At 73.4% G+C, this 20,969-nt stretch carries 20 protein-coding genes, 5 tRNA genes and 1 pseudogene; 16 read left to right on the forward strand and 10 right to left on the reverse strand.

Going from position 1 to position 20,969, the window contains the following annotated elements; all coding sequences use genetic code 11:
• Window positions 1-23 precede the first annotated feature (23 nt).
• The 5 genes from AQJ66_RS23235 to AQJ66_RS23255 all read left to right on the forward strand — a co-directional run bounded on the left by AQJ66_RS23235 (window position 24) and on the right by AQJ66_RS23255 (window position 503).
• Window positions 24-95 (forward strand) — tRNA-Gln (locus AQJ66_RS23235).
• 39 nt (window positions 96-134) lie between these two features.
• Window positions 135-207, forward strand: a tRNA-Glu gene (locus AQJ66_RS23240).
• A gap of 29 nt (window positions 208-236) precedes the next feature.
• Window positions 237-309, forward strand: a tRNA-Glu gene (locus tag AQJ66_RS23245).
• 21 nt (window positions 310-330) lie between these two features.
• Window positions 331-402 (forward strand) — tRNA-Gln (locus tag AQJ66_RS23250).
• 28 nt (window positions 403-430) lie between these two features.
• Window positions 431-503: transfer RNA gene (locus tag AQJ66_RS23255), tRNA-Glu, on the forward strand.
• 62 nt (window positions 504-565) lie between these two features.
• On the opposite strand, the gene AQJ66_RS23260 is transcribed toward AQJ66_RS23255, so the two are convergent.
• Window positions 566-1,213: a MerR family transcriptional regulator gene (locus AQJ66_RS23260; RefSeq protein WP_061925663.1), complete on the reverse strand. Its 648-nt coding sequence runs from the start codon at window positions 1,211-1,213 to the stop codon at window positions 566-568.
• 129 nt (window positions 1,214-1,342) lie between these two features.
• Here AQJ66_RS23260 and AQJ66_RS23265 point away from each other — a divergent pair, with 129 nt between their 5' ends.
• On the forward strand, window positions 1,343-1,828 hold the full coding sequence (locus tag AQJ66_RS23265) for a DUF4188 domain-containing protein (RefSeq protein ID WP_208611435.1): 486 nt from the start codon (window positions 1,343-1,345) through the stop codon (window positions 1,826-1,828).
• 86 nt (window positions 1,829-1,914) lie between these two features.
• Here the strand turns inward: AQJ66_RS23265 and AQJ66_RS40990 are convergent.
• Together AQJ66_RS40990 and ndgR are read right to left on the reverse strand one after the other, a co-directional pair.
• Window positions 1,915-2,064: pseudogene (locus AQJ66_RS40990) on the reverse strand (IclR family transcriptional regulator); the annotation flags it as partial.
• Window positions 2,065-2,548: 484 nt separating this feature from the next.
• Entirely contained in the window at window positions 2,549-3,265 is a 717-nt protein-coding gene (gene ndgR / locus AQJ66_RS23270; RefSeq protein ID WP_061925666.1) for an IclR family transcriptional regulator NdgR, read from the reverse strand.
• A 209-nt stretch (window positions 3,266-3,474) separates the two neighbouring features.
• Between ndgR and leuC the strand changes: the two genes are divergently transcribed.
• The 4 genes from leuC (at window position 3,475) to AQJ66_RS23290 (ending at window position 6,802) form a co-directional block, all read left to right on the forward strand.
• The gene (leuC, locus tag AQJ66_RS23275; RefSeq protein ID WP_061925669.1) at window positions 3,475-4,899 is read left to right on the forward strand and encodes a 3-isopropylmalate dehydratase large subunit; all 1,425 of its coding nucleotides are present in this window, start codon (window positions 3,475-3,477) and stop codon (window positions 4,897-4,899) included.
• Window positions 4,900-4,905: 6 nt separating this feature from the next.
• Window positions 4,906-5,499 carry a 3-isopropylmalate dehydratase small subunit gene (gene leuD / locus AQJ66_RS23280; RefSeq protein ID WP_061925674.1) on the forward strand — a complete coding sequence of 198 codons (594 nt, stop codon included), beginning with the start codon at window positions 4,906-4,908 and terminating at the stop codon, window positions 5,497-5,499.
• Window positions 5,500-5,774: 275 nt separating this feature from the next.
• Entirely contained in the window at window positions 5,775-6,005 is a 231-nt protein-coding gene (locus tag AQJ66_RS23285) for an SCO5555 family protein (RefSeq protein ID WP_061925677.1), read from the forward strand.
• 137 nt (window positions 6,006-6,142) lie between these two features.
• Window positions 6,143-6,802 (forward strand): HU family DNA-binding protein, encoded by a 660-nt coding sequence (locus AQJ66_RS23290; protein ID WP_061925680.1) that lies wholly within the window; start codon window positions 6,143-6,145, stop codon window positions 6,800-6,802.
• Window positions 6,803-6,876: 74 nt separating this feature from the next.
• Here the strand turns inward: AQJ66_RS23290 and AQJ66_RS40150 are convergent, their stop codons facing one another.
• Both AQJ66_RS40150 and cofC read right to left on the reverse strand, forming a co-directional pair.
• Window positions 6,877-7,080, reverse strand: coding sequence for a hypothetical protein (locus tag AQJ66_RS40150; RefSeq protein WP_061925684.1), 204 nt, complete (start codon window positions 7,078-7,080; stop codon window positions 6,877-6,879).
• Window positions 7,081-7,151: 71 nt separating this feature from the next.
• Entirely contained in the window at window positions 7,152-7,790 is a 639-nt protein-coding gene (gene cofC, locus AQJ66_RS23300) for a 2-phospho-L-lactate guanylyltransferase (RefSeq protein ID WP_061925687.1), read from the reverse strand.
• A gap of 176 nt (window positions 7,791-7,966) precedes the next feature.
• On the opposite strand from cofC, the gene AQJ66_RS23305 reads away from it, so the two are divergent.
• The 3 genes from AQJ66_RS23305 to AQJ66_RS23315 are packed head-to-tail and all read left to right on the forward strand — an operon-like array spanning window position 7,967 to window position 11,042.
• The gene (locus AQJ66_RS23305; RefSeq protein WP_061925690.1) at window positions 7,967-8,818 is read left to right on the forward strand and encodes a lysophospholipid acyltransferase family protein; all 852 of its coding nucleotides are present in this window, start codon (window positions 7,967-7,969) and stop codon (window positions 8,816-8,818) included.
• Window positions 8,815-9,825 carry an NAD(P)H-dependent glycerol-3-phosphate dehydrogenase gene (locus tag AQJ66_RS23310; protein WP_061925693.1) on the forward strand — a complete coding sequence of 337 codons (1,011 nt, stop codon included), beginning with the start codon at window positions 8,815-8,817 and terminating at the stop codon, window positions 9,823-9,825. The genes AQJ66_RS23305 and AQJ66_RS23310 overlap by 4 nt, the downstream gene beginning before the upstream one ends.
• A gap of 59 nt (window positions 9,826-9,884) precedes the next feature.
• Window positions 9,885-11,042, forward strand: a complete 1,158-nt coding sequence (locus AQJ66_RS23315; RefSeq protein WP_061925696.1) for a D-alanine--D-alanine ligase family protein — start codon at window positions 9,885-9,887, stop codon at window positions 11,040-11,042.
• A gap of 12 nt (window positions 11,043-11,054) precedes the next feature.
• Here AQJ66_RS23315 and AQJ66_RS23320 read toward each other — a convergent pair whose 3' ends face one another.
• Together AQJ66_RS23320 and AQJ66_RS23325 are read right to left on the reverse strand one after the other, a co-directional pair.
• The gene (locus tag AQJ66_RS23320) at window positions 11,055-11,576 is read right to left on the reverse strand and encodes a DUF3515 domain-containing protein (protein ID WP_061925698.1); all 522 of its coding nucleotides are present in this window, start codon (window positions 11,574-11,576) and stop codon (window positions 11,055-11,057) included.
• 20 nt (window positions 11,577-11,596) lie between these two features.
• Window positions 11,597-11,830 (reverse strand): Lrp/AsnC family transcriptional regulator, encoded by a 234-nt coding sequence (locus AQJ66_RS23325; protein WP_059252806.1) that lies wholly within the window; start codon window positions 11,828-11,830, stop codon window positions 11,597-11,599.
• A gap of 204 nt (window positions 11,831-12,034) precedes the next feature.
• On the opposite strand from AQJ66_RS23325, the gene AQJ66_RS23330 reads away from it, so the two are divergent.
• The gene (locus AQJ66_RS23330; RefSeq protein WP_061925701.1) at window positions 12,035-13,000 is read left to right on the forward strand and encodes a thiamine-phosphate kinase; all 966 of its coding nucleotides are present in this window, start codon (window positions 12,035-12,037) and stop codon (window positions 12,998-13,000) included.
• Window positions 12,997-13,797: a bifunctional hydroxymethylpyrimidine kinase/phosphomethylpyrimidine kinase gene (gene thiD, locus AQJ66_RS23335; RefSeq protein WP_107119024.1), complete on the forward strand. Its 801-nt coding sequence runs from the start codon at window positions 12,997-12,999 to the stop codon at window positions 13,795-13,797. The genes AQJ66_RS23330 and thiD overlap by 4 nt, the downstream gene beginning before the upstream one ends.
• 95 nt (window positions 13,798-13,892) lie before the next feature.
• On the opposite strand, the gene rpmB is transcribed toward thiD, so the two are convergent.
• Window positions 13,893-14,078, reverse strand: a complete 186-nt coding sequence (gene rpmB / locus AQJ66_RS23340; protein WP_003993230.1) for a 50S ribosomal protein L28 — start codon at window positions 14,076-14,078, stop codon at window positions 13,893-13,895.
• A 259-nt stretch (window positions 14,079-14,337) separates the two neighbouring features.
• Here rpmB and AQJ66_RS23345 point away from each other — a divergent pair, with 259 nt between their 5' ends.
• Window positions 14,338-16,053: a DAK2 domain-containing protein gene (locus AQJ66_RS23345; protein WP_061925704.1), complete on the forward strand. Its 1,716-nt coding sequence runs from the start codon at window positions 14,338-14,340 to the stop codon at window positions 16,051-16,053.
• A gap of 37 nt (window positions 16,054-16,090) precedes the next feature.
• On the opposite strand, the gene AQJ66_RS23350 is transcribed toward AQJ66_RS23345, so the two are convergent.
• Both AQJ66_RS23350 and AQJ66_RS23355 read right to left on the reverse strand, forming a co-directional pair.
• On the reverse strand, window positions 16,091-19,030 hold the full coding sequence (locus tag AQJ66_RS23350; RefSeq protein ID WP_061925707.1) for a hypothetical protein: 2,940 nt from the start codon (window positions 19,028-19,030) through the stop codon (window positions 16,091-16,093).
• Window positions 19,027-20,856 carry an HSP90 family protein gene (locus AQJ66_RS23355; RefSeq protein WP_061925709.1) on the reverse strand — a complete coding sequence of 610 codons (1,830 nt, stop codon included), beginning with the start codon at window positions 20,854-20,856 and terminating at the stop codon, window positions 19,027-19,029. The genes AQJ66_RS23350 and AQJ66_RS23355 overlap by 4 nt, the downstream gene beginning before the upstream one ends.
• Between the last annotated feature and the right edge of the window lie 113 nt (window positions 20,857-20,969).

A 20,969-nucleotide genomic window follows, 5' to 3' on the forward strand; every position in this document is an offset into this window, starting at 1 on the left:
CCCCCCAGGGGCTTGCGTTCCAGTGGCCTATGGTGTAATTGGCAGCACGACTGATTCTGGTTCAGTTAGTCTTGGTTCGAGTCCAGGTAGGCCAGCTCGCAGAGCTTATCTGCACCCGCGGATCACATCCGCGAGCCCCCGTTGTGTAGCGGCCTAGCACGCTGCCCTCTCAAGGCAGTAGCGCCGGTTCGAATCCGGTCGGGGGTACTGATCCTGATCCTGTCGGGATCGCTAGGGCCCCCGTTGTGTAGCGGCCTAGCACGCCGCCCTCTCAAGGCGGTAGCGCCGGTTCGAATCCGGTCGGGGGTACTGACTGGTCTAAACCATCATTGGTCTATGGTGTAATTGGCAGCACGACTGATTCTGGTTCAGTTAGTCTTGGTTCGAGTCCAGGTAGACCAGCTCGGACCTGCGGAAACGCAGTGTCCAGGCCCCCGTTGTGTAGCGGCCTAGCACGCCGCCCTCTCAAGGCGGTAGCGCCGGTTCGAATCCGGTCGGGGGTACGTACGGTGAAGGGCCCCTTCCTCGGGAGGGGCCCTTCACCGTGTACCGGCGCCCCGTCCCGTCACGCCCCGCCGAACCGGCGGATCGACTCCTCCGCCTCCGCCAGCCGGCGCAGGCTGAGCAGCACCGGCTCGTAGAGCACGGTCAGTGCCACCGCGGCCTCCACCTGCTCGTCCGGTGTGGCGTACCGCTCCACCACGTCCAGGTCGCTGACCGCGATCTGCTCCACGGCACGGGCGTACGGCGCCAAGTCGTCGACGGCGCAGGGATAACCGAGGCGGGTCAGCGTGACGATCGCGGTCACGAGCATGCCGTACGCCGGTCCGCGCTCCGTCCTCTCCGCCTTGTCGCGGGCCCAGCCCATCCGGTCCAGCAGCGCGTCGGCGGTGTGCCGGGCCGACTCGGTGGCGGGGTCGGCCTCGTCCGGTGCCGGACCGTGCGGCAGGGCCCACACGGCCGTTCCCAGCCGCTCGCCGGGACCCAGTTCGTCGTCCCCCAGGGCGGCGAGCACCTCCCGGGCCGAGTTCACCGGGATCCGCCCCACCTGGATCATCGCCCGCACCAGCCGCAGTCGCCGCAGGTGCTCCTCGTCGTACTCGGCCTGGGTGGCCGTGACCCGGCGGCCGGGGTGCAACAGCCCCTCGCGCAGGTAGTACTTGATCGTCGCCGTGGACACTCCGCTGCGCGCGCTCAGCTCCGCCAGTCGCATCCCGCCCCGCACCCTCTTTCCTCGTTGCGTCCTCTTGCGCCCAGTGTAGGAGAGTGGCACTATCCAACTATGGATAGTGCGGCTATCCAATCAGTCGGACGAGTCGGACGAGGACGGGACCGGGGAGCCATGGGTGCCGAGTCGATCGAGGGGCGCATGACCGCCGAGCACGAGGAGGGGATCGTCGTCTTCCTCGTCGGGATGCGTATCAACAGCTTCTGGGCGGTGCGCAGTTGGCTGCCGGTCGCCAGGGCCATGGGCCCGATGATCGCCGAACTCGCGCAGGACCGGGACAGCGGGCTGCTGGGGTACAAGGCCCTGCGCGCCGGGCTGCGCGAGGCGTACCTGGTGCAGTACTGGGAGTCGAAGGAGAAGCTGCTCGCCTACGCCTCCGCGCCGGACCGCAGTCACCGCCCGGCCTGGGCCGCGTTCAACCGGCGGCTGCGCGAGGGCAGGGGGAAGGTGGGCTTCTGGCACGAGACGTACGTCGTGCCCGCCGGGTCCCACGAGTCGATCTACCTGAACATGCCCGCGTACGGCCTGGCCGCGGCCACGGGGGTGGCGCCGGTCGCCCGCCGCGGGAACCGCGCCGCCGACCGGCTGGCCATCTCCTGAGCGCGGACTGCCGCCGAGCGGCGTCCGGCTCGGCCGGGGCCGGCCCCATCCGATGCCGGTGGCGGTGCCACTGCGGTGGGGAGCGGTCAGCCTGAGCGGCGCGGGGCCCGCGGGAGGCGGGCCGCCGCACCGATGACCGCCTGGGCGCGCAAGCGGCCCGGGTGGCGGGACAGAGACTCGACGGGGCCGCAGACCGGGACGGCCACTACGACGCCGTTCGACGGGCCTCGTACGACTCCCCTGAGTGCGGACGTCGCCGAACCGGCTCCCGCGCGCCCCGCGTCCTGCCGGAAGGGCCTTGCCGCGGCGTAGGAGCCGGTTCCTGTTGCTGGCGGTGGCGGTGGTGGTGCCCGAGGGGCCGGGCCGGCCGGAGCGGCGCGGGGCCTGCCTGTGACGGCTCGTCGTCGCTGGGCGTCCCGCTCGTCTCCCGTCCTGCCGGGAGGGCCTTGCCTATGGGCCGTCGTCGAGCGCCGTCCCGCGTTCGTCCCCCGTCCTGCCGCGGCGTTGAGGCCGGCCCTTACTGGTGGCGGTGGCGGGGTCGGGCTGGAGAGGCCGGCCAGCCGGAGCGGCGCCGGGTCTGCCTGAGACGGGTCGCCGTCGCTGGGCGTCCCGCTCGTCTCCCGTCTCTCGTCCCCCGTCCTGCCGGAAGGTCCTGCCGCGGCGTTGAGGCCGGCCCTTACTGGTGGCGGTGGTGGAGCGGGGGAGTGCCGAAGGGGTCGGTCAGCCGGAGCGGCGCAGGGCCTCCGAGAGGCGGGCCGCCGCGTCGATGACCGCCTGGGCGTGCATACGGCCCGGGTGGCGGGACAGGCGCTCGATGGGGCCGGAGACCGACACGGCCGCCACCACGCGGTTCGACGGGCCGCGCACGGGCGCGGAGACGGAGGCCACGCCCGGCTCGCGCTCGCCGATGGACTGGGCCCAGCCCCGGCGCCGGACGCCCGACAGGGCCGTCGCCGTGAAGCGGGCGCCCTGCAGGCCGCGGTGCAGCCGCTCGGGCTCCTCCCAGGCCATCAGGATCTGCGCCGACGAACCGGCCTTCATCGTGAGCGTGGAGCCGACCGGGACCGTGTCCCGCAGACCGGACAGGCGCTCCGCCGCGGCGACGCAGATCCGCATGTCGCCCTGGCGGCGGTAGAGCTGCGCGCTCTCGCCGGTGACGTCGCGCAGGTGGGTCAGCACCGGGCCAGCGGTGGCCAGCAGGCGGTCCTCGCCGGCCGCCGCGGCCAGCTCCGCCAGGCGCGGGCCGAGGATGAACCGGCCCTGCATGTCTCGTGCCACCATGCGGTGGTGTTCCAGGGCCACGGCCAGGCGGTGGGCCGTGGGTCGTGCCAGTCCGGTCGCGCCGACCAGACCCGCGAGGGTGGCCGGACCGGACTCCAGAGCGCTCAGGACGAGGGCCGCCTTGTCCAGAACGCCGACGCCGCTACTGTTGTCCATGAAACGATACTCGCGTCTCACTCTGTGAAACGCAAGTTCAATTTTCCATGGAACGCGCCACTCTGGAATCACACAGCGGCCCGCGGACCATCGGGCCCGGCGGTGGACGCCCGGAATCACCACTTCATGGGGCCCGGCAGACGGGCGGTCGCCGCATCCTCAAGATCTCTAGTTGGGCCGGTGGACGTTTGCCGGCCGGAGGGAAAGCGATGGGTAGGACACTCGCGGAGAAGGTCTGGGACGACCACGTCGTCCGGCGCGCCGAGGGCGAGCCCGACCTCCTCTACATCGATCTGCACCTGCTGCACGAGGTGACCAGCCCGCAGGCCTTCGACGGGCTGCGCAAGAGCGGCCGGCAGGTGCGGCGCCTCGACCTCACCATCGCGACCGAGGACCACAACACCCCGACCATCGACATCGACAAGCCCATCGCCGACCCGGTCTCCCGGGCCCAGCTGGAGACGCTGCGCAAGAACTGCGCCGAGTTCGGCGTCCGGCTGCACCCGCTGGGCGACGTCGAGCAGGGCGTCGTGCACGTGGTCGGTCCCCAGCTGGGTCTGACCCAGCCGGGCACCACCGTGGTCTGCGGTGACTCCCACACCTCCACGCACGGCGCCTTCGGCGCGCTGGCGTTCGGCATCGGCACCTCCCAGGTGGAGCACGTGCTGGCCACCCAGACGCTGCCGATGGCCCGCCCGAAGACCATGGCGATCACCGTCGAGGGCGAGCTGCCCGAGGGCGTCACCGCCAAGGACCTGATCCTGGCGATCATCGCGAAGATCGGCACCGGCGGCGGCCAGGGCTACGTCCTGGAGTACCGCGGCTCCGCCATCGAGAAGCTCTCGATGGAGGCCCGGATGACCATCTGCAACATGTCGATCGAGGCCGGCGCCCGCGCGGGCATGATCGCCCCGGACGAGACGACCTTCGCGTACCTCCAGGGCCGTCCGCACGCCCCCGAGGGCGCCGACTGGGACGCGGCGGTCGCGTACTGGAAGACCCTGCGGACCGACGAGGACGCCGTCTTCGACGCCGAGGTCGTCATCGACGCCGCCGAGCTGTCCCCGTTCGTCACCTGGGGCACCAACCCCGGCCAGGGCGCGCCGCTTTCGGCGTCCGTCCCCGACCCGGCTTCGTACGAAGACGCCTCGGAGCGCCTCGCCGCCGAAAAGGCCCTGGAGTACATGGGGTTGGAGGCCGGGCAGCCGCTGCGCTCCATCGACGTGGACACGGTCTTCGTAGGCTCCTGCACCAACGGCCGCATCGAGGACCTGCGCGCCGCCGCGGACGTCGTGCGGGGCCGCAAAGTCGCCGACGGCGTACGGATGCTGGTCGTCCCGGGCTCCGCGCGCGTCGGGCTGCAGGCCGTCTCCGAGGGCCTGGACGTCGTCTTCAAGGAGGCCGGTGCCGAATGGCGGCACGCCGGCTGCTCGATGTGCCTCGGCATGAACCCCGACCAGCTGGCCCCGGGGGAGCGCTCCGCCTCCACCTCCAACCGCAACTTCGAGGGCCGGCAGGGCAAGGGCGGCCGCACCCACCTGGTGTCCCCGCAGGTCGCGGCCGCGACCGCCGTCCTGGGCCACCTGGCCTCGCCCGCCGACCTGTCCGACGCCCCCGCGCCCGCTGGAGTCTGATCGATCATGGAAGCCTTCACCACCCACACCGGCCGGGCCGTCCCGCTGCGCCGCAGCAACGTCGACACCGACCAGATCATCCCCGCCCACTGGCTCAAGAAGGTCACGCGCGACGGTTTCGAGGACGGGCTGTTCGAGGCCTGGCGCAAGGACCCCGAGTTCGTGCTCAACCGCCCCGAGCGGCAGGGCGCCACCGTCCTGGTCGCCGGCCCCGACTTCGGCACCGGCTCCTCCCGTGAGCACGCCGTCTGGGCGCTGCAGAACTACGGCTTCAAGACCGTGATCTCCTCCCGCTTCGCGGACATCTTCCGGGGCAACTCGCTGAAGAACGGCCTGCTCACGGTGGTCATCGACCAGAAGGTCGTGGACGCGCTGTGGGAGCTGACGGAGGCCGACCCGCAGGCGGAGATCACCGTCGACCTCGAGGCCCGCGAGGTACGCGCCGAGGGCATCACCGCCCCCTTCGAGCTGGACGAGAACTCCCGCTGGCGTCTGCTGAACGGGCTGGACGACATCTCCATCACCCTGCGGAACGAGGGCGACATCGCCGCCTACGAGGCGGAGCGGCCGTCCTACAAGCCGCGCACGCTCCAGGTCTGAACCAACGCCGGAACCGCCCCCTCCGACGGGTCGGGTTTCGGCCACCCAACGCCCCGGCTGTACCCCCGATCGCCCCGATCGGGGGTACAGCCGTGTCTGCACCCGAATGGCCCCGTCCCGCTGCCGGGCCGCTCTCAACTTGCCACGTTACGGCGGTGATTGGCGGGGTACGCGCCCTGTGGGAACGGGGCTTTCACAGGGGCCGAAAGGGCTGTCGGCGGCGGCAGTTGCCCCCTGCGCAGGCGACAACTCGCCCCAGATGGCACAATCTGTGCATGGAACACGACGGCCAACTCCAGCTCTATGCGGCGGTCGCGGACCATCTCAAGGAAGCGCACTCACGGGTGCGCGCACTGCAAGTCCCGGAGGGCGTACGGATGGCGCTGACCCGGAAGCTGCTGGTCATTACGGCCGCGGCCAAGCACGATCCCGCCGCTGCGGCGCGGCGACTCGAGCGGTTCATGACGGACCTCGACGAGGGTCGGATCCCCGACGAGGACCGCTGAACAGCCCGGGACCACCGAGTCCGTTGCGGCACAAGGGTGATAAGCCCGTTTCGTGTTTGATTTGCGGTATATATCTGCCTAACGTGCGAAAAAGGCTTGAACACTTTCGTTCTGGCGATGTCTCCGAAGGGGAAGACGTGAACAAGGCGCAGCTCGTAGAAGCGATTGCCGACAAGGTGGGTGGCCGCCAGCAGGCAGCCGACGCCGTCGATCATGTCCTGGACGCCATCGTCCGCGCGGTCGTCGCGGGCGAGCGGGTCTCGGTCACGGGCTTCGGGTCCTTCGAGAAGGTGGACCGGCCCGCGCGTTACGCCCGCAACCCCCAGACGGGCGAGCGGGTTCGCGTCAAGAAGACCTCCGTGCCGCGCTTCCGCGCCGGTCAGGGCTTCAAGGACCTGGTGAGCGGCTCGAAGAAGCTGCCGCGCGGTGGAGAGGTCGCCGTGAAGAAGGCGCCCAAGGGCAGCCTGTCCGGCCCGCCGCCCACCATCGCGAAGGCCGCGGGCAAGAAGGCCGCCGCCAAGAAGACGAGCGCGGCGGCGGCGAAGAAGACCACCGCGGCGAAGAAGACGACGGCCAAGAAGACCACGGCCGCCGCCGCGAAGAAGACCACCGCGAAGAAGACGACGGGCACCACGGCCGCCGCCAAGAAGACCCCCGCGACCAAGGCCGCCGCCAAGAAGACCACGGCGCAGAAGGCCCCGGCCAAGAAGGTCACCGCCAAGAAGGCCCCGGCCAAGAAGTCGACGGCCCGCAAGACCACCGCCAAGAAGACCACCGCCCGCAAGGCGACGTCGTAAGCCGCGAGGGCACTCAACGCGCCGGGCCGGACTCCCCTGGGGAGCCCGGCCCGCGGCATGTGGGGCGCCTGTGGCTACAGCGTCTGCAGGGTCACCAGGGTGATCCGCGGGGCGCCGCTGTCGCCCTCCGTCTCGATCCGCACCCGCTGTCCGGGCCGCAACAGCCGCAGCCCCCCGGCGTCGAAGGCCGCGGCGTCGAACGGCACCGGGGTGCCGTCGTCGAGCAGCACCTGACCGCTGCGGGTGTCGGGGTCGTACGTGTACGCGGTCGCCTGCATGCCGGCCAGCCTAGTGCCGGACGTGAGGGGTGCGCCCCCGGGCCCGCGGGTACCACGCGCCGGGCGGCGGCTCACGACCCCGGGATCAGCAACCCCGCCGACACCGCGGCCGTGTGAGGGCCCACCCCGAGCGCCAGCGCCGCGCGCAGGTCGTCGCCGGTGTCGACGTCCTGCCGTACCGAATTCACTTCCCCGAGCTCCAGTTCCGCGGCGCCCGAAGCACGGTGCCGGGCCCGGGAATCGACGCCGAACTCCGGCCGCAATTCGGCACCCGGCCCCGCGGCCAGCAAGGTCGTGCCCGATCCCGCCGCATCCGCGAGAAAGGCCCGCGGGAATTGCGCCGCCGCCCCCAGCACCACCGCGAGTTCCGCCGGCCGCAGTGCCGGCAGATCGGCGTTCAGTGCCGCGACCGGAGCCCGCGGCCGCCGCTGCCGCACGGCGCCCGCGCCGTGGGCGAGAGCGGCGTTCAGGCCGCTTGCCGGGGCGTCGGGGACGATCCGGGCGCCCAGCTCCGCCAGCTCCCGCCCGGCCAGCGCGTCGTCCGTGACGACCGCCACATCCGACACCGCCGGACACGCCAGCGCCGCCGCCACCGTGTCCTGCGCGAACGCCAGGGCGAGCCCCGGGCGCACCCCGTCGGCGGCGGTGTCCGCAAGCCTGCTCTTGGCCCGCGCCAGAGGCTTCAGGGGGATGACCAAGGTCCACTGCACCGGCGTACCGTCCCTCTCTCGTCGCCCTCATTCTCACCCGGCGGACCGGGTGCGAAGGGGGCGCCGGTGAGGTGCGGGCGTACGGTGTTCTCGACAGACCGGCGCCCCGGGGCGACACTTGTGCGGCCCCCGGACCGGGTGGCAGTCCCGAAGGCCTTGTGAAGGAAGGTGTCCGCGTGCCCCGCCGCAGAATCGGCTTCTGGTACCGCTTCGCCGCGGTGCTCTGCAAACCGCCGCTGGTGGTTCTGATCAAGCGGGACTGGCGTGGAATGGAGCACATTCCGGCCGAGGGCGGATTTATCACCGCGGTGAACCACAATTCCCATGTGGACCCCTTCGCCTATGCCCACTATCAGTACAACACCGGACGTGTTCCGCGTTTCCTGGCGAAGAGCGGGCTTTTCAAAAAGGGATTCGTCGGCGCCGCGATGCGCGGCACCGGGCAGATTCCCGTCTACCGCGAGAGCACGGACGCGCTCAGCGCCTTCCGGGCCGCCATCGACGCCGTGGAGCGCGGCGAGTGCGTCGCCTTCTACCCCGAGGGCACCCTCACCCGCGACCCGGACGGCTGGCCCATGACCGGCAAGACCGGCGCAGCGCGCGTGGCCCTGCAGACCAAGTGCCCGGTGATCCCGGTGGCCCAGTGGGGCTGCAACGAACTGCTGCCGCCCTACGCCAAGAAGCCCCACCTCCTCCCGCGCAAGACGCACCGCGTCCTCGCCGGCCCGCCCGTGGACCTGTCGCGCTTCTACGACAAGGAGATGACCGCCGACCTCCTGAAGGAGGCCACCGAGGTCATCATGGCCGCCGTCACCCGCCAGCTGGAGGAGATCCGCGGCGAGAAGGCGCCCGAGACGCCCTACGACCCGCGCCGCGAGCGGATCGAGCAGCGCCGCAGGACCCGCGCGCAGGCCGAGCGGAGGGCGGCGCGCATCGGCGAGGAGCCGGTGTCCGTGACCGGCGAGGCGGCCGCCCAGGCCGCCGGGGAAGCCCCGCGGACCGGCACGGATGAGGAGAGCGGCACGTGAGCAAGCCTGTCCGGGCCGCCGTCATGGGCGCCGGCTCCTGGGGCACCGCCTTCGGCATGGTCCTCGCCGACGCCGGCTGCGAGGTGACCCTGTGGGCCCGCCGCCCCGAGCTGGCGGAGGCGGTCAACTCCACGCGGACCAACCCCGACTACCTGCCCGGCGTCGAACTCCCGGAGCGCCTGCGCGCCACCGCCGACCCCGCCGAGGCGCTGCGCGACGCGGACTTCACCGTCCTCGCCGTCCCCTCGCAGACGCTGCGCGCCAACCTCGCCGAGTGGACCCCGCTGCTCGCGCCCGGCACCGTGCTCGTCTCCCTGATGAAGGGCGTCGAACTCGGCTCCACCATGCGGATGAGCGAGGTCGTCGACGACGTCGCCAAGGTCGGCCCCGACCGCATCGCCGTCGTCACCGGCCCCAACCTGGCCCGCGAGATCGCCGCGCGCATGCCCGCCGCCGCCGTGGTGGCCTGCACCGACGAGACGGTCGCCCGGCGGCTCCAGGCCGCCTGCCACACCCCGTACTTCCGGCCCTACACCAACACCGACGTCGTCGGCTGCGAACTGGGCGGCGCCGTGAAGAACGTCATCGGTCTCGCGGTCGGCATCGCCGACGGCATGGGCCTCGGCGACAACGCCAAGGGCTCGCTCATCACCCGCGGCCTCGCCGAGACCACCCGGCTCGGCATGGCCCTCGGCGCCGACCCGCTGACCTTCTCCGGACTCGCCGGTCTCGGGGACCTGGTGGCGACCTGCTCCTCGCCGCTGTCGCGCAACCACACCTTCGGCACCAACCTCGGCAAGGGCATGACCCTGCAGGAGACCATCGCGGTCACCCGGCAGACCGCCGAGGGCGTCAAGTCCTGCGAGTCGGTGGCGGATCTGGCGCGCCGGCACGGCGTCGAGATGCCCATCACCGAGACGGTCGTGGACATCGTGCACGAGGGCAAGCCCCCGGTGGTCGCCCTGAAGGAGCTGATGTCGCGCAGCGCGAAGCCCGAGCGACGCTGAGCGACCCCCCTGCGTCGACGCTGTATCGGGGCCCCGCTGCCAGGTACTCTCATCGCGATATGAGCACCGAGAACCTCCCCCAGAGCCCTGAGCAGCCGTCCCGCAAGCCGCGCGTGGCCGTCGTGTTCGGCGGGCGCAGCTCCGAACACGGGATCTCCGTGGTCACCGCAGGCGCCGTCCTCAAGGCCATCGACCGGACGAAGTACGACGTCCTGCCGATCGGCATCACCACGGACGGCCGGTGGGCCCTGACGGCCGACGAGCCGGAGCGCATGGCCATCACCGACCGCCGCACCCCGAGCGTGGCGGACCTGGCGGAGTCCACCGAGGGCGGCGTGGTGCTCCCGGTCGACCCGGCGAACCGCGAGGTCGTCTACAGCGAGCCCGGCTCGGTGCCCAAGGCGCTCGGTGAGGTCGACGTCGTCTTCCCGGTGCTGCACGGCCCGTACGGCGAGGACGGCACCCTGCAGGGCCTGCTGGAGCTGTCCGGGGTGCCGTACGTGGGAGCGGGCGTGCTCGCCTCGGCCGTCGGCCAGGACAAGGAGTACATGAAGCGGGTCTTCACCTCCTTCGGGCTCAAGGTCGGCCCGTACGTGGTGATCCGGCCCCGCGAGTGGGCGCAGGACGAGTCCGCCGCCCGCAAGAAGATCGTCGACTTCGCCGGCGAGCACGGCTGGCCGCTGTTCGTGAAGCCCGCGCGCGCGGGCTCCTCCATCGGCATCACCAAGGTCGACGACCTCTCCGGCCTGGACGAGGCGATCGCCGAGGCGCAGGCCCACGACCCGAAGATCCTGGTCGAGGCGGCCCTGCGGGGCCGCGAGATCGAGTGCGGGGTGCTGGAGTTCGAGGACGGCCCGCGCGCCTCCGTCCCGGCCGAGATCCCGCCGCCGGACGCGCACGCGTACTACGACTTCGAGGCCAAGTACATCGACTCCACGCCCGGCATCGTCCCGGCCCCGCTCACCGACGAGGAGACCGCCGAGGTGCGGCGGCTCGCGGTCGAGGCGTTCGAGGCGGCCTCCTGCGAGGGCCTGGTCCGCGCCGACTTCTTCCTCACCGAGGACGGCGAGTTCGTCATCAACGAGATCAACACCATGCCCGGCTTCACGCCGATCTCGATGTACCCGCAGATGTGGCAGGCCACCGGCATCGGCTACCCGGAGCTGGTCGACCGCCTGGTGCAGGCCGCGCTGCGCCGCCCCACCGGGCTGCGCTGAGCCCCCGCCGGGTCAGCCGCGCATGGAGGCGATCCCCTGGGGGATCGCCTTCTTGACGGAGGCGGCGAGCCCCGTGAGCACGGCCGTCCCGCCGTCCTGTCCCGACATCCCCTCGGGCAGCGTGACCTGCACGTATGCCACGCGGTTCGCCGTGGTGAACCGCCAGGTGCCGTTCCCCAGCCGCTCCATCAGCCAGTCCACGCCGTTCACCCCGCCCGCGACCGCGTCCGGGTCACCGCCCTCGGCCACCTTCGGATCGACCATCTTCGGGGGCCGTACGACACCGCAGCGCAGTATGATCGCCGGGCTTCCCCAGCCCGCCGTGTAGGCGGACCGGGGCTCGGGGTCCTCACGTCCCCGTCCGTCGAGCTTCCCGGGCAGCACCCGGTGCAGGTCCCGGCACACCTTCGCCGTTTTCGCGTCGGGGCTGGGAACCGCCACGGTCGCGCTGTCGTCTGCTGTGGAGCAGCCCGCGACCGCGATCAGCAGCGCGGGCGCGAGCAGGCCGAGTGGCCGGTGACGGAAGAAGTTCACCGGCCAAGGGTAGACGGGGGCTACAGATGCACGACCGGGCAGGTCAGGGTGCGCGTGATGCCGTCCACTTGCTGGACCTTCGCGACCACCATGCGGCCGAGCTCGTCGACGGTGTCGGCCTGGGCGCGCACGATGACGTCGTACGGCCCCGTCACGTCCTCGGCCTGGAGCACTCCAGGGATCTTGCTGATCGTCTCGGCGACGGTCGACGCCTTGCCGACCTCCGTCTGGATCAGGATGTACGCCTGTACCACGGAACCTCCAGGGCGGCCACGAGGATCATGTGGGGAAAAGGAACGCCACGGTATCGCGTCGCCCCTCCCCACGGGGAGACCTGCGGGAACCGGGCTTGCGCGCCAGGGTGCGGGCACGACAGATGGTGACGGTCACCTCGACGGTATCGGGGACACTGAGGACGCGCGAGTGGGCACGCACAGGCACAGAAGGGGCTTGACGCAATGAAGGGCACTGTGGGTGAGCTGGGTGAGTTCGGGCTCATCAGGGAGCTCACCTCCCGTCTCACCACCACCCCGGCGGTCCGGGTCGGCCCCGGAGACGACGCCGCGGTGGTCGCCGCCCCCGACCGCCGGGTGGTGGCCAGCACCGACATCCTGCTGGAGGGCCGGCACTTCCGCCGCGACTGGTCCACGGCGTACGACGTCGGCCGCAAGGCCGCCGCGCAGAACCTCGCGGACATCGCCGCCATGGGCGCCGTGCCGACCGCGCTGCTGCTCGGCCTGGTCGTGCCCGCGGAACTCCCGGTCACCTGGCCCAGCGAGCTGATGGACGGGCTGCGCGACGAGTGCCAGGTCGCCGGTGCGTCCGTGGTCGGCGGGGACGTCGTACGCGGCGACACGATCATGGTGTCGATCACCGCGCTCGGTGATCTGCGCAACCAGGAGCCCGTCACGCGCGCGGGCGCCCAGCCCGGCGACCTGGTGGCCGTCACCGGCTGGCTGGGCTGGTCCGCGGCCGGCTACGCGATCCTGTCCCGGGGCTTCCGCTCGCCGCGCGCCTTCGTGGAGGCGCACCGCCGCCCCGAGCCGCCGTACCACGCGGGACCGGCCGCCGCCGCGCTCGGCGCCACCGCGATGTGCGACGTGAGCGACGGGCTGATCGCCGACCTCGGGCACATCGCCGAGGCCAGCAAGGTCCGCATCGACGTCCGCTCCGGGGCGATCGACATCCCCACCCAGATGAACGACATCGGCCAGGCCGTCGGCGTGGACCCGCTGCAGTGGGTGCTGACCGGGGGAGAGGACCACGCGATCGTGGCGACCTTCCCGCCGGACGCCAAGCTGCCGGCCCGCTGGAAGGTCATCGGCGAGGTCCTCAACCCCTCGGCGCTGCCCCAGGTGACCGTGGACGGGGCTCCCTGGACGAGCAAGGGCGGCTGGGACCACTTCGCGGACATCGAGTCGTGACCCCGGCTCCGCCCCGGGTGCTGACCGTGGCCGGCTCCGACTCCGGCGGCGGCGCCGGCGTCCAGGCCGACCTGAAGACGATGCTGGCGCTCGGCGTGCACGGCATGAGCGTGATCACCGCCGTGACCGCGCAGAACTCCCTGGGCGTGCAGGGGGCCTGGGAGCTGCCGGTGGAGGCGGTGCGGGCGCAGTACCGCAGCGTGGTGGACGACGTCGGCGTCCAGGCCGTGAAGACCGGCATGCTGGCCTCGGCCGAACTGGTCGAGGCGGTCGCCGAGTTGATCACCGGCACGGACGCGCCGGCCGTGGTGGACCCGGTCGGGGTGTCCAAGCACGGCGACCCGCTGCTGGCGGCCTCCGCCCTGGACGCCGTCCGCACGCGGCTGCTGCCGGCGGCGACCCTGGCCACCCCGAACCTCGACGAGGTGGCCCAGCTCACGGGGGTGCGGGCCGGGTCGGAGGACGACCTGCGGCGGGCGGCGGCGGCCGTGCTGGCGTACGGGCCGCGCTGGGTGCTGGTCAAGGGCGGGCACCTGCCCGGCCACGCGGACGCCGTGGACCTGCTCACGGACGGCTCCGCCGAGCACTGGCTGCGGGCCCCGCGCCTCGACAACCGGCACACCCACGGCACCGGCTGCACCCTCGCCTCGGCCGTCGCCTGCGGGCTGGCGAAGGGGCTGACCGTGCCCGAGGCCGTCACGGCCGCCAAGGAGTACGTCACCGGGGCGATCGCCGCCGGGTTCGCGCTGGGGGCCGGGATCGGCCCGGTGGACCACGGGTGGCGCCTGCGCACCTGAGCGCCCGCACGCGGGTACGGCAAAAAGCCGGCCCACCCGGAGGTGGACCGGCTCAGTGCAACGGACCAGGCAGTGGCCGCGCGCTCAGCAGTGCGTCAGCGCGAGACCTTGCCGGCCTTGATGCACGAGGTGCAGGCGTTCACGCGCTTCGGCGTCCCGCCGACCACGGTACGCACACGCTGGATGTTCGGGTTCCAGCGGCGGGACGTACGGCGGTGCGAGTGCGAGATGTTGTTGCCGAAGCCCGGCCCCTTGCCGCAGACGTCGCAGTTGGCAGCCACGGGTCACTCCAAAGACTTCAGATGCACTTACGGTTGATCCCGGCATGCCGGGATCGAGATCCTGAGATCCGAGATCTTGATTGGCGCTGCCAGGGGGAATGGCCCGATCAGGATCGGGCAACCGGAGCAGCATACAACGGCTGCGCCCGTAGAAGGAAACTACCACGGCAGCTCGGGGCTCCGTCCCCGGCCCTCCACCGGAGGACGCCCCCGTGGGGTCTACGCTGCGTCCCACGTCCAGCCAGTCAGGGAGGCGCAGGTGGCGCAGGTGCCGCAGACACTCGATGCTCTCGCGGTGCGCACCTGGTGCGGTCTGGCGCTGCGGGCGCTGGGGCGGGCCCGCGAGGAGATCGACGCGATCAACGTCTACCCCGTGGCCGACGGGGACACCGGGACGAACCTCTACCTGACCCTGGAGTCGGCGGCGACCGCGGTGGAGGCGGTGTTCGCCGGGTACGCGGCGGGGCCGGGGGAGCCGGCGCTCGCCGACGCCGTGCGTGCCATGGCCCACGGGGCGCTCATCGGCGCCCGCGGCAACTCCGGCACGATCCTCGCCCAGCTGCTGCGCGGCATGGCCCAGGTGCTGGCCGGGGAACCGGACGGCGAGGCTCCTCACCGCAGTGACGGCACGGGGCTGCGGCTGGCCCTGCGCCGCGCCGCCGACTCCGCGCGCGAGGCCGTGGCCCACCCGGTCGAGGGCACGGTGCTGACCGTCGCCTCCGCCGCGGCCGCCGCCGCCGAGGACACCGAGGGCGACTGCGGCACGGTCGCCCGGGCCGCCTACGAGGGCGCCCGGACCGCCCTCGCGGCGACCCCCGGCCAGCTGAAGGTGCTGGAGCGGGCCGGGGTGGTCGACGCGGGCGGCAGGGGGCTGGTGGCGGTGCTGGGCGCGCTCGTGGAGGCGTTCACGGGGGAGGCGCCGGGAGGCCTCCTGCCGCGGGGCGCCTCGGATGCGCACGCGCGCGTGGAGGCCGCACAGGCCGCGCACGCCATCGCCGGGCACCTCCCGGAGGCCGGGCCGTGCGGCGAGGACACCGGCGCCGGGCCCGGCGGCGGGCCGGCCTACGAGGTGATCTACCTCCTGGAGGCCGACGACGAGGCGGTGGCCCGGCTGCGGGCGCGGCTCGACGCCCTCGGGGATTCCCTCGTCGTGGTCGGCGGCGACGGGCTGTGGAACGTCCACGTGCACGTCGACGACGCGGGTGCCGCCGTGGAGGCCGGCGTCGAGGCCGGGCGGCCGTACCGCATCCGGATCACGCACTTCGGGCTCGGCGACGTGCACACCGGCGGTGAGCGGCCGCCGCGCGAGCGGGCCCAGCGGGCCGTCGTCGCCGTCGTGCCCGGCGAGGGCCTGGCCGGGCTCTACGCCGAGGCCGGCGCGACCACCGTGCTCGCGCGCCCCGGGGAGCCGCCGGCGAGCGGGGAGCTGGTGCAGGCGGTACGGCGCGCCCACGCGCGCGAGGTCGTCCTGCTGCCCAACGACGCGGAGCTGCGGCACACGGCCGCCGCGGCCGCGGAGCAGGCCCGCGCCGAGGGGATCCGCGTGGCCCTGATCCCGACCCGCTCGGCGGTGCAGGGCATCGCCGCGCTCGCGGTGCACGAGCCGGAACGGCGCTTCGACGAGGACGTCGTCCAGATGACCTCGGCGGCGGGCGCCACCCGGTACGCGGAGGTCGTCGTCGCCGAGCACCAGTTCTGGACGTCGGCCGGCATCTGCCAGGCCGGGGACGTCCTGGGCCTGATCGACGGCGACGTCGCGGTGATCGGCGCCGACGTCACCGCCATCGCCGAGACCGTCCTGGAGCGCATGCTCCAGGCGGGCGGCGAACTGGTCACCCTCGTCGTCGGCGACGAGGCCCCGGAGACGGCCGCCGACCACCTGGAGGCACGCGTCCGCGAGTCCTACCTGGCCGTCGACACGGTGGTCTACCGCGGCGGCCGACAGGGAGCCCCGCTCCTCATCGGCGTCGAGTGAACGGGTACCACCCGCCGCCGTCCCCCGGGACGGGCCCTCACCGGCCCGGGGGCTCCTCGAGGCCCAGGATCTGCCGGGCCTCCGTGCGGCGGGACCGGGCGGGCTCGTCGTCCTCGGGGCCGTCCTCGTAGGCCGCGAGCACCGCACGCGCGCGTGCCGCCGCGTCCGCCGGCCGGCCGAGGTCGGTCTCCAGCCAGGCCGCGGCGAGCTGGGCGCCGGTGCGGCTGTCGAGCCCGTCGGCGCCCAGCGAGCCGAACACCGCGACCGCGCGGTCCATCTGGACCAGCGCCGCCTCGAACGCGCCCTGGATCACCTCGTCCTCGGCCTCCTCGGCCACGGACCGGGCCAGCAGGTCGCCGAACTGGCGGTGCGTGTGACCGAGTTCGGCGGTGAGCCCGTCCCGGGCCCTCGGGTCCCCGGCGGCCTCCAGCGCCTCCTCGCACACGCGCACCGCCCGAGCCATCAGCTCCCGCCCGCCCTCCGCGCCGTCCTCCCCGCGCAGGGCCAGCCAGGCGCGGGCACGCAGCGAGCGCACCAGGAACTGCGGATTGCCGAGCGCCCGCCACAGCTCGCCCGCGCGCGCGTACGCCCGCTCCGCCTCCTCGAGCAGACCCGCGCTGCTCAGCGACTCGGCGGCCAGATGGGCGAGGGTGGCGTGGTCCTGCTGCTCGGGCCAGTGCCGGGCGATCTCGGCGGCCTGCAGCCGCCGTTCGGCCGCCGCCCGGTGCTCGCCCAGCTCGCTCAGGCAGTCCCCGAGCCACCACTGCGCCTGGACCACCGCCCCGTCGCCGTGCGTCTCGGCGGACAGGTCCGGCAGCGCGGACTCCAGCACCTCGGCGGCCTCCGCGTACCGCCCCTCGCGCAGCAGGAGACCGCCCAGCTGGTGCCGTGCCCAGGCGCCCAGCGTGCCGCTCTCGCCCGCCTCGTCGGCCCAGTGCGCGGCCTCCAGCGCGTGCTCGGCGGCCTCGCCGGCCTCGCCGCGGCCACCGAGCACCTCCGCGAGCTGCAGGTGCAGCTGCGCCCGCCCGGTCGGCTCCACGTGCGGCCCGCCGTGCTCCAGGGCCGCCCGCAGCGCCCGCTCGGAGCCGGCGGGATCACCGAGCCGGTGGGACAGGGCGGCCACCTGGACCTCGTACTCGACCGCGAACCAGGGCAGTCCGGCAGCCACGAAGTCGGTGGCCGCCCGCTGGAACAGCTCCGCCGCCCGCACCGGATCGCCGCCGCGCTCGGCGAGCGTGGCCAGCATCCCCCGCGCCTCGGCGCCCCGCGCGGTCAGCCGCACATCGCCGCCCGCATGCCCGCGCACGAGCGCCAGCACCTCCCGCACGGCCTGCTCGGCCTCCGCGAGCACCCCGGGGGACACGAGGCCCGAAGTCGCGTCCTCCGCGCCCTCGTACACCCGGCGCATCAGGATCCGCGCCCGGCTCATCAGCACCGACGCGGTCTGCCGCGCACCGGTGCCCTGCCCGGCGTACAGCGCGAGCACCTCGTCGTACAGCCCGGCCACCGCGGCGGCCGCCGCGTCCACCTCACCGGCCAGCGCCCGCACGTACGCCCCGCGCGCGCGTGCCGCCAGCGCCTCCCCGGGGTCGCCCGCCTCCGCGTACAACCCGGCGGCCCGCTCGAACAACGCGGCACCCTCCGGGCCCTGGGACATCGCCTTGTGCTCGGCCAGCTCCGCGCGGTCGCGCACGTCCAGCTCGGCCCCCTCGGCCGCCCGCGCGACCGCCGCCCACGCCTCCAGGGCGTGCGGCTGCAGCGTGTCCGACAGCCGGCGCGCCTCGGCCAGCAGGGCGGCCAGACCGGGCGCCCCGGACTCCGCGGGCCCGGCGGGCGCGGCCACGGGCGCGGGCGGCGCGGAACGCACCGTCCGCACGCCCAGCGGCAGGCGCTCCACCAGCGGGCGCTGCGCCATGCGCGCGCGGACCCACTCGCCGATGTGCGCCGTGCCGTTGCGCCGGTCGAACCGCCCGGCCAGCTCCAGTGCCTCCGCGCGCGCGTGGGCGGCCAGTTCCGCCGCCGTCCAGGTCCGCCCGGCCGGCCCCGGCACCCGCTGCCCGCCCAGGCCCACCTCGCCCAGCCGGTCCATCAGCAGCGCCACCACCGCCAGGTACTCCATCCGGCTGCGCGGATGCCCGGTGTCCGTGAAGTACGCCGGCCGCTCGGCGAGCAGCTCCAGGCCGCGCGCCTCGTTGCCGGTCAGCGCACAGAACTCCACGTGGGCGGCGTAGGCGCCCCGCATGCTCTCCATGGCCCGCACCAGCCGGAAGCCCCGCAGGTGGTGCGCGCGCGCCTCCTCCAGGCGGCCCAGGCGCAGCAGCGGCCGCAGCGACGAGGCCAGGACCGTGTGGGGCTCGTGCGCGCAGCTGTACTCGCCCTCCAGCACCGGCCGCCACAGCTCCAGGGCCTGCGCGTCCCGGCCGCACTCGACCTGCCAGGCGCCCTGCCCGTGCAGCTCGCAGGCGTGGCAGTCGGCCATCCGGTCCCGGTCCGCGGCCAGCCACGCGGCGTACGCGCGCTCCGCCCGGTCCCGGTCCCCGACATGCGCGGCCACGCTGAACTCCGCGCTGCGCACCGCCCGTTCGGAGTGCCCGGCCAGCCGGTAGCGGTGCTCCATCTCGCCGAGCCACTTCTCGACCGAGGCCAGCGGGATGTGCGGCTGGTCCAGCATGCCGGCCGAGACCCACTTGAAGACCCAGTGCAGCGAGTGCGTCTCGTACTCGTCGAAGTCCTCCGGCCGTTCGTCCCACATGCGCAGCAGGCGCGCGAACGGGACGAACATGCGGTCCTTCTCGGAGCTGTAGTTGTAGACCTTCAGCTGGTGCCCGAGCGCCTCGATCACGGCGAGCGGCACGTTCAGCCGCTCGGCGGCGGCGAGCAGCTCCTCCGCGCGCGCGTTGCGGGCCGGGCCCTCCGGCTGCTCGGAGTTCTCCGCCATGGCCCGGCGCAGTGCGTCGAAGTCCGTGATCCCCGTCATCGGTGACCGTTCTCCCCGTGTGTGGCCCACTCCAGCAGGCCTATGAACGCCCGGTTGAGCAGTGCGGAGTCGGCCGGCCTGAGCGGGCGCTGCGCCATCAGCAGGGCCTGCCCGTACAGCGACTCGGTGGCGGTGCCGACCAGTTCGGCGTCGCGCAGCGAACTGATGCGCCGGATCAGCGGATTGAGGTGGTTGAGCACCAGGCGGGCGCGCGGCGCGCTGCCGCGCAGGGAGCCCAGGATGCCCGCCCACAGGTCGTCGGCCTGCTCCTCGGCCTCCGCGCGGGCCTGCTCGTGCCGGGCGGCCCGGTCGTCCAGGTGCAGCGCGGGCACGGACAGCGGGTGGAAGGCCCGCAGGACGACGTCGCAGCCCAGCGGATCGAGCTTCGCGCGCGCGGCCGCCAGGAAGCCGGCGAGCGCCAGCTCCTCGGCCGGGTCGACCGCGTCCAGGTGCGCGGTCACGGTGTCGGCGTCCAGTTCGGCGACCACCGTGCCCGGCCGCACCGACGGCAGCGCCTCGACCAGCTCGCTGTCGTAGGTGTAGCCGCCGTTGACCACCCCGACGCCCTGCGCGGAGGCGATCGGCGCGACCTGCCGGTACTCCTCGACCGTGCGCGTGAAGTGCACCACCGGGTGCCGGAGCGCGAACTCCTCCAGCGACAGCTGCCCGTCGGTCGTCTCGAACGGCAGCCACGGCAGCATCGTGCGCAGCATGTCCGAATCGTGCCGTGCCAGGGACTTCACGCCCAGGTGGTGCACGGCGAGGAACGCGGCCAGCCGCTGCGGATCGCCCGCCGCGAGCCCGGTCAGCCAGGACCGGATCCGCTCGCCGAGCGCCTCCCGGACGGCGGCCAGCGTCTCGTCCTCGTACAGCGACTCGCGCGAGGCGGTGGGCCGCAGAGTGTCGGTGTCCAGCACGCAGCGCACGAAGAACGTCCAGTCGGGCAGCAGCTGTTCGGCACGCTCGGTGAGCAGCATGCCCTTCAGGTGCACCCGGTGGGTCGCCCGCTGCGCGGGACTGACCGCCGACGGCAGCACGTACGCCACCCCGCGGATCCCGGCCACCGGCACGTCCAGGTCGATCGAGTCCAGCGGCGTGAACCCGAACAGCTCGTGGCAGTGCCGGGCCAGCGCCACCCTGCGGGCGGCCGGGCTCGGGTACGGGCGGTCCCAGGGTGCCGGGAGGTCCGTGACCGCCTCGTCGCCGATCCGGACGTCGTAGGGCAGCAGCGAGCCGAAGTCGCGGGCCAGCGTGAGCACCCGCTCGGGCGCCAGCCACTCGGCGGCCCCCGCCCGCGCCACCAGGTGCACGGTGGTGCCGGGCTCCGGCCGCTCCGCGTCCGGCAGCGTGCGCACGGTGTACGAGCCGTCGTCGCGTGCCGTCCACTCCACCGGCGGGGCATCGGGTGTCCGGGCGCTGCGGCTGACCACGCGGATCCGCTCGGCGACCACGAAACAGGCCAGCAGGCCGATGCCGAACTGGCCGAGGAAGTCGGAACGGGCCTCCTGCAGGCCCTCCGCCCGCTTGGAGCTGCGGCCGATGGTCGCCAGCAGGCTGTGCACGTCCGACTCGGTGAGCCCGACGCCGCTGTCCTCCACCCGCAGGGTGCCGTCGGACGCGTGCAGCCGCACCCGTGCCGGGGCCTCGGGGTCCTCGGCCCGCCGGGCGGTGATGGCGTCCACCGCGTTCTGCAGCAGTTCGCGCAGGTAGACCCTGGGGCTGGAGTAGAGGTGATGGGAGAGCAGGTCCACCAGACCGCGCAGGTCGACCTGGAACGTGTGGGGTGACTGGGATGCCTGGGATGACTGTGAGGTCTGGGAGTCCATCGTCGCTGCGCCGGTGGCGGGGAGAGGGCGTTCGGCGCGGGGTCGGGCGGTCCCGGAGGGACGGTGACCGCGGGGGTCGGCCGGAGCGCGCCATCCTAGAGCCGGACCGTCCC

The sequence above is a fragment of the Streptomyces bungoensis genome (assembly GCF_001514215.1).
Lineage (GTDB): Bacteria > Actinomycetota > Actinomycetes > Streptomycetales > Streptomycetaceae > Streptomyces > Streptomyces bungoensis.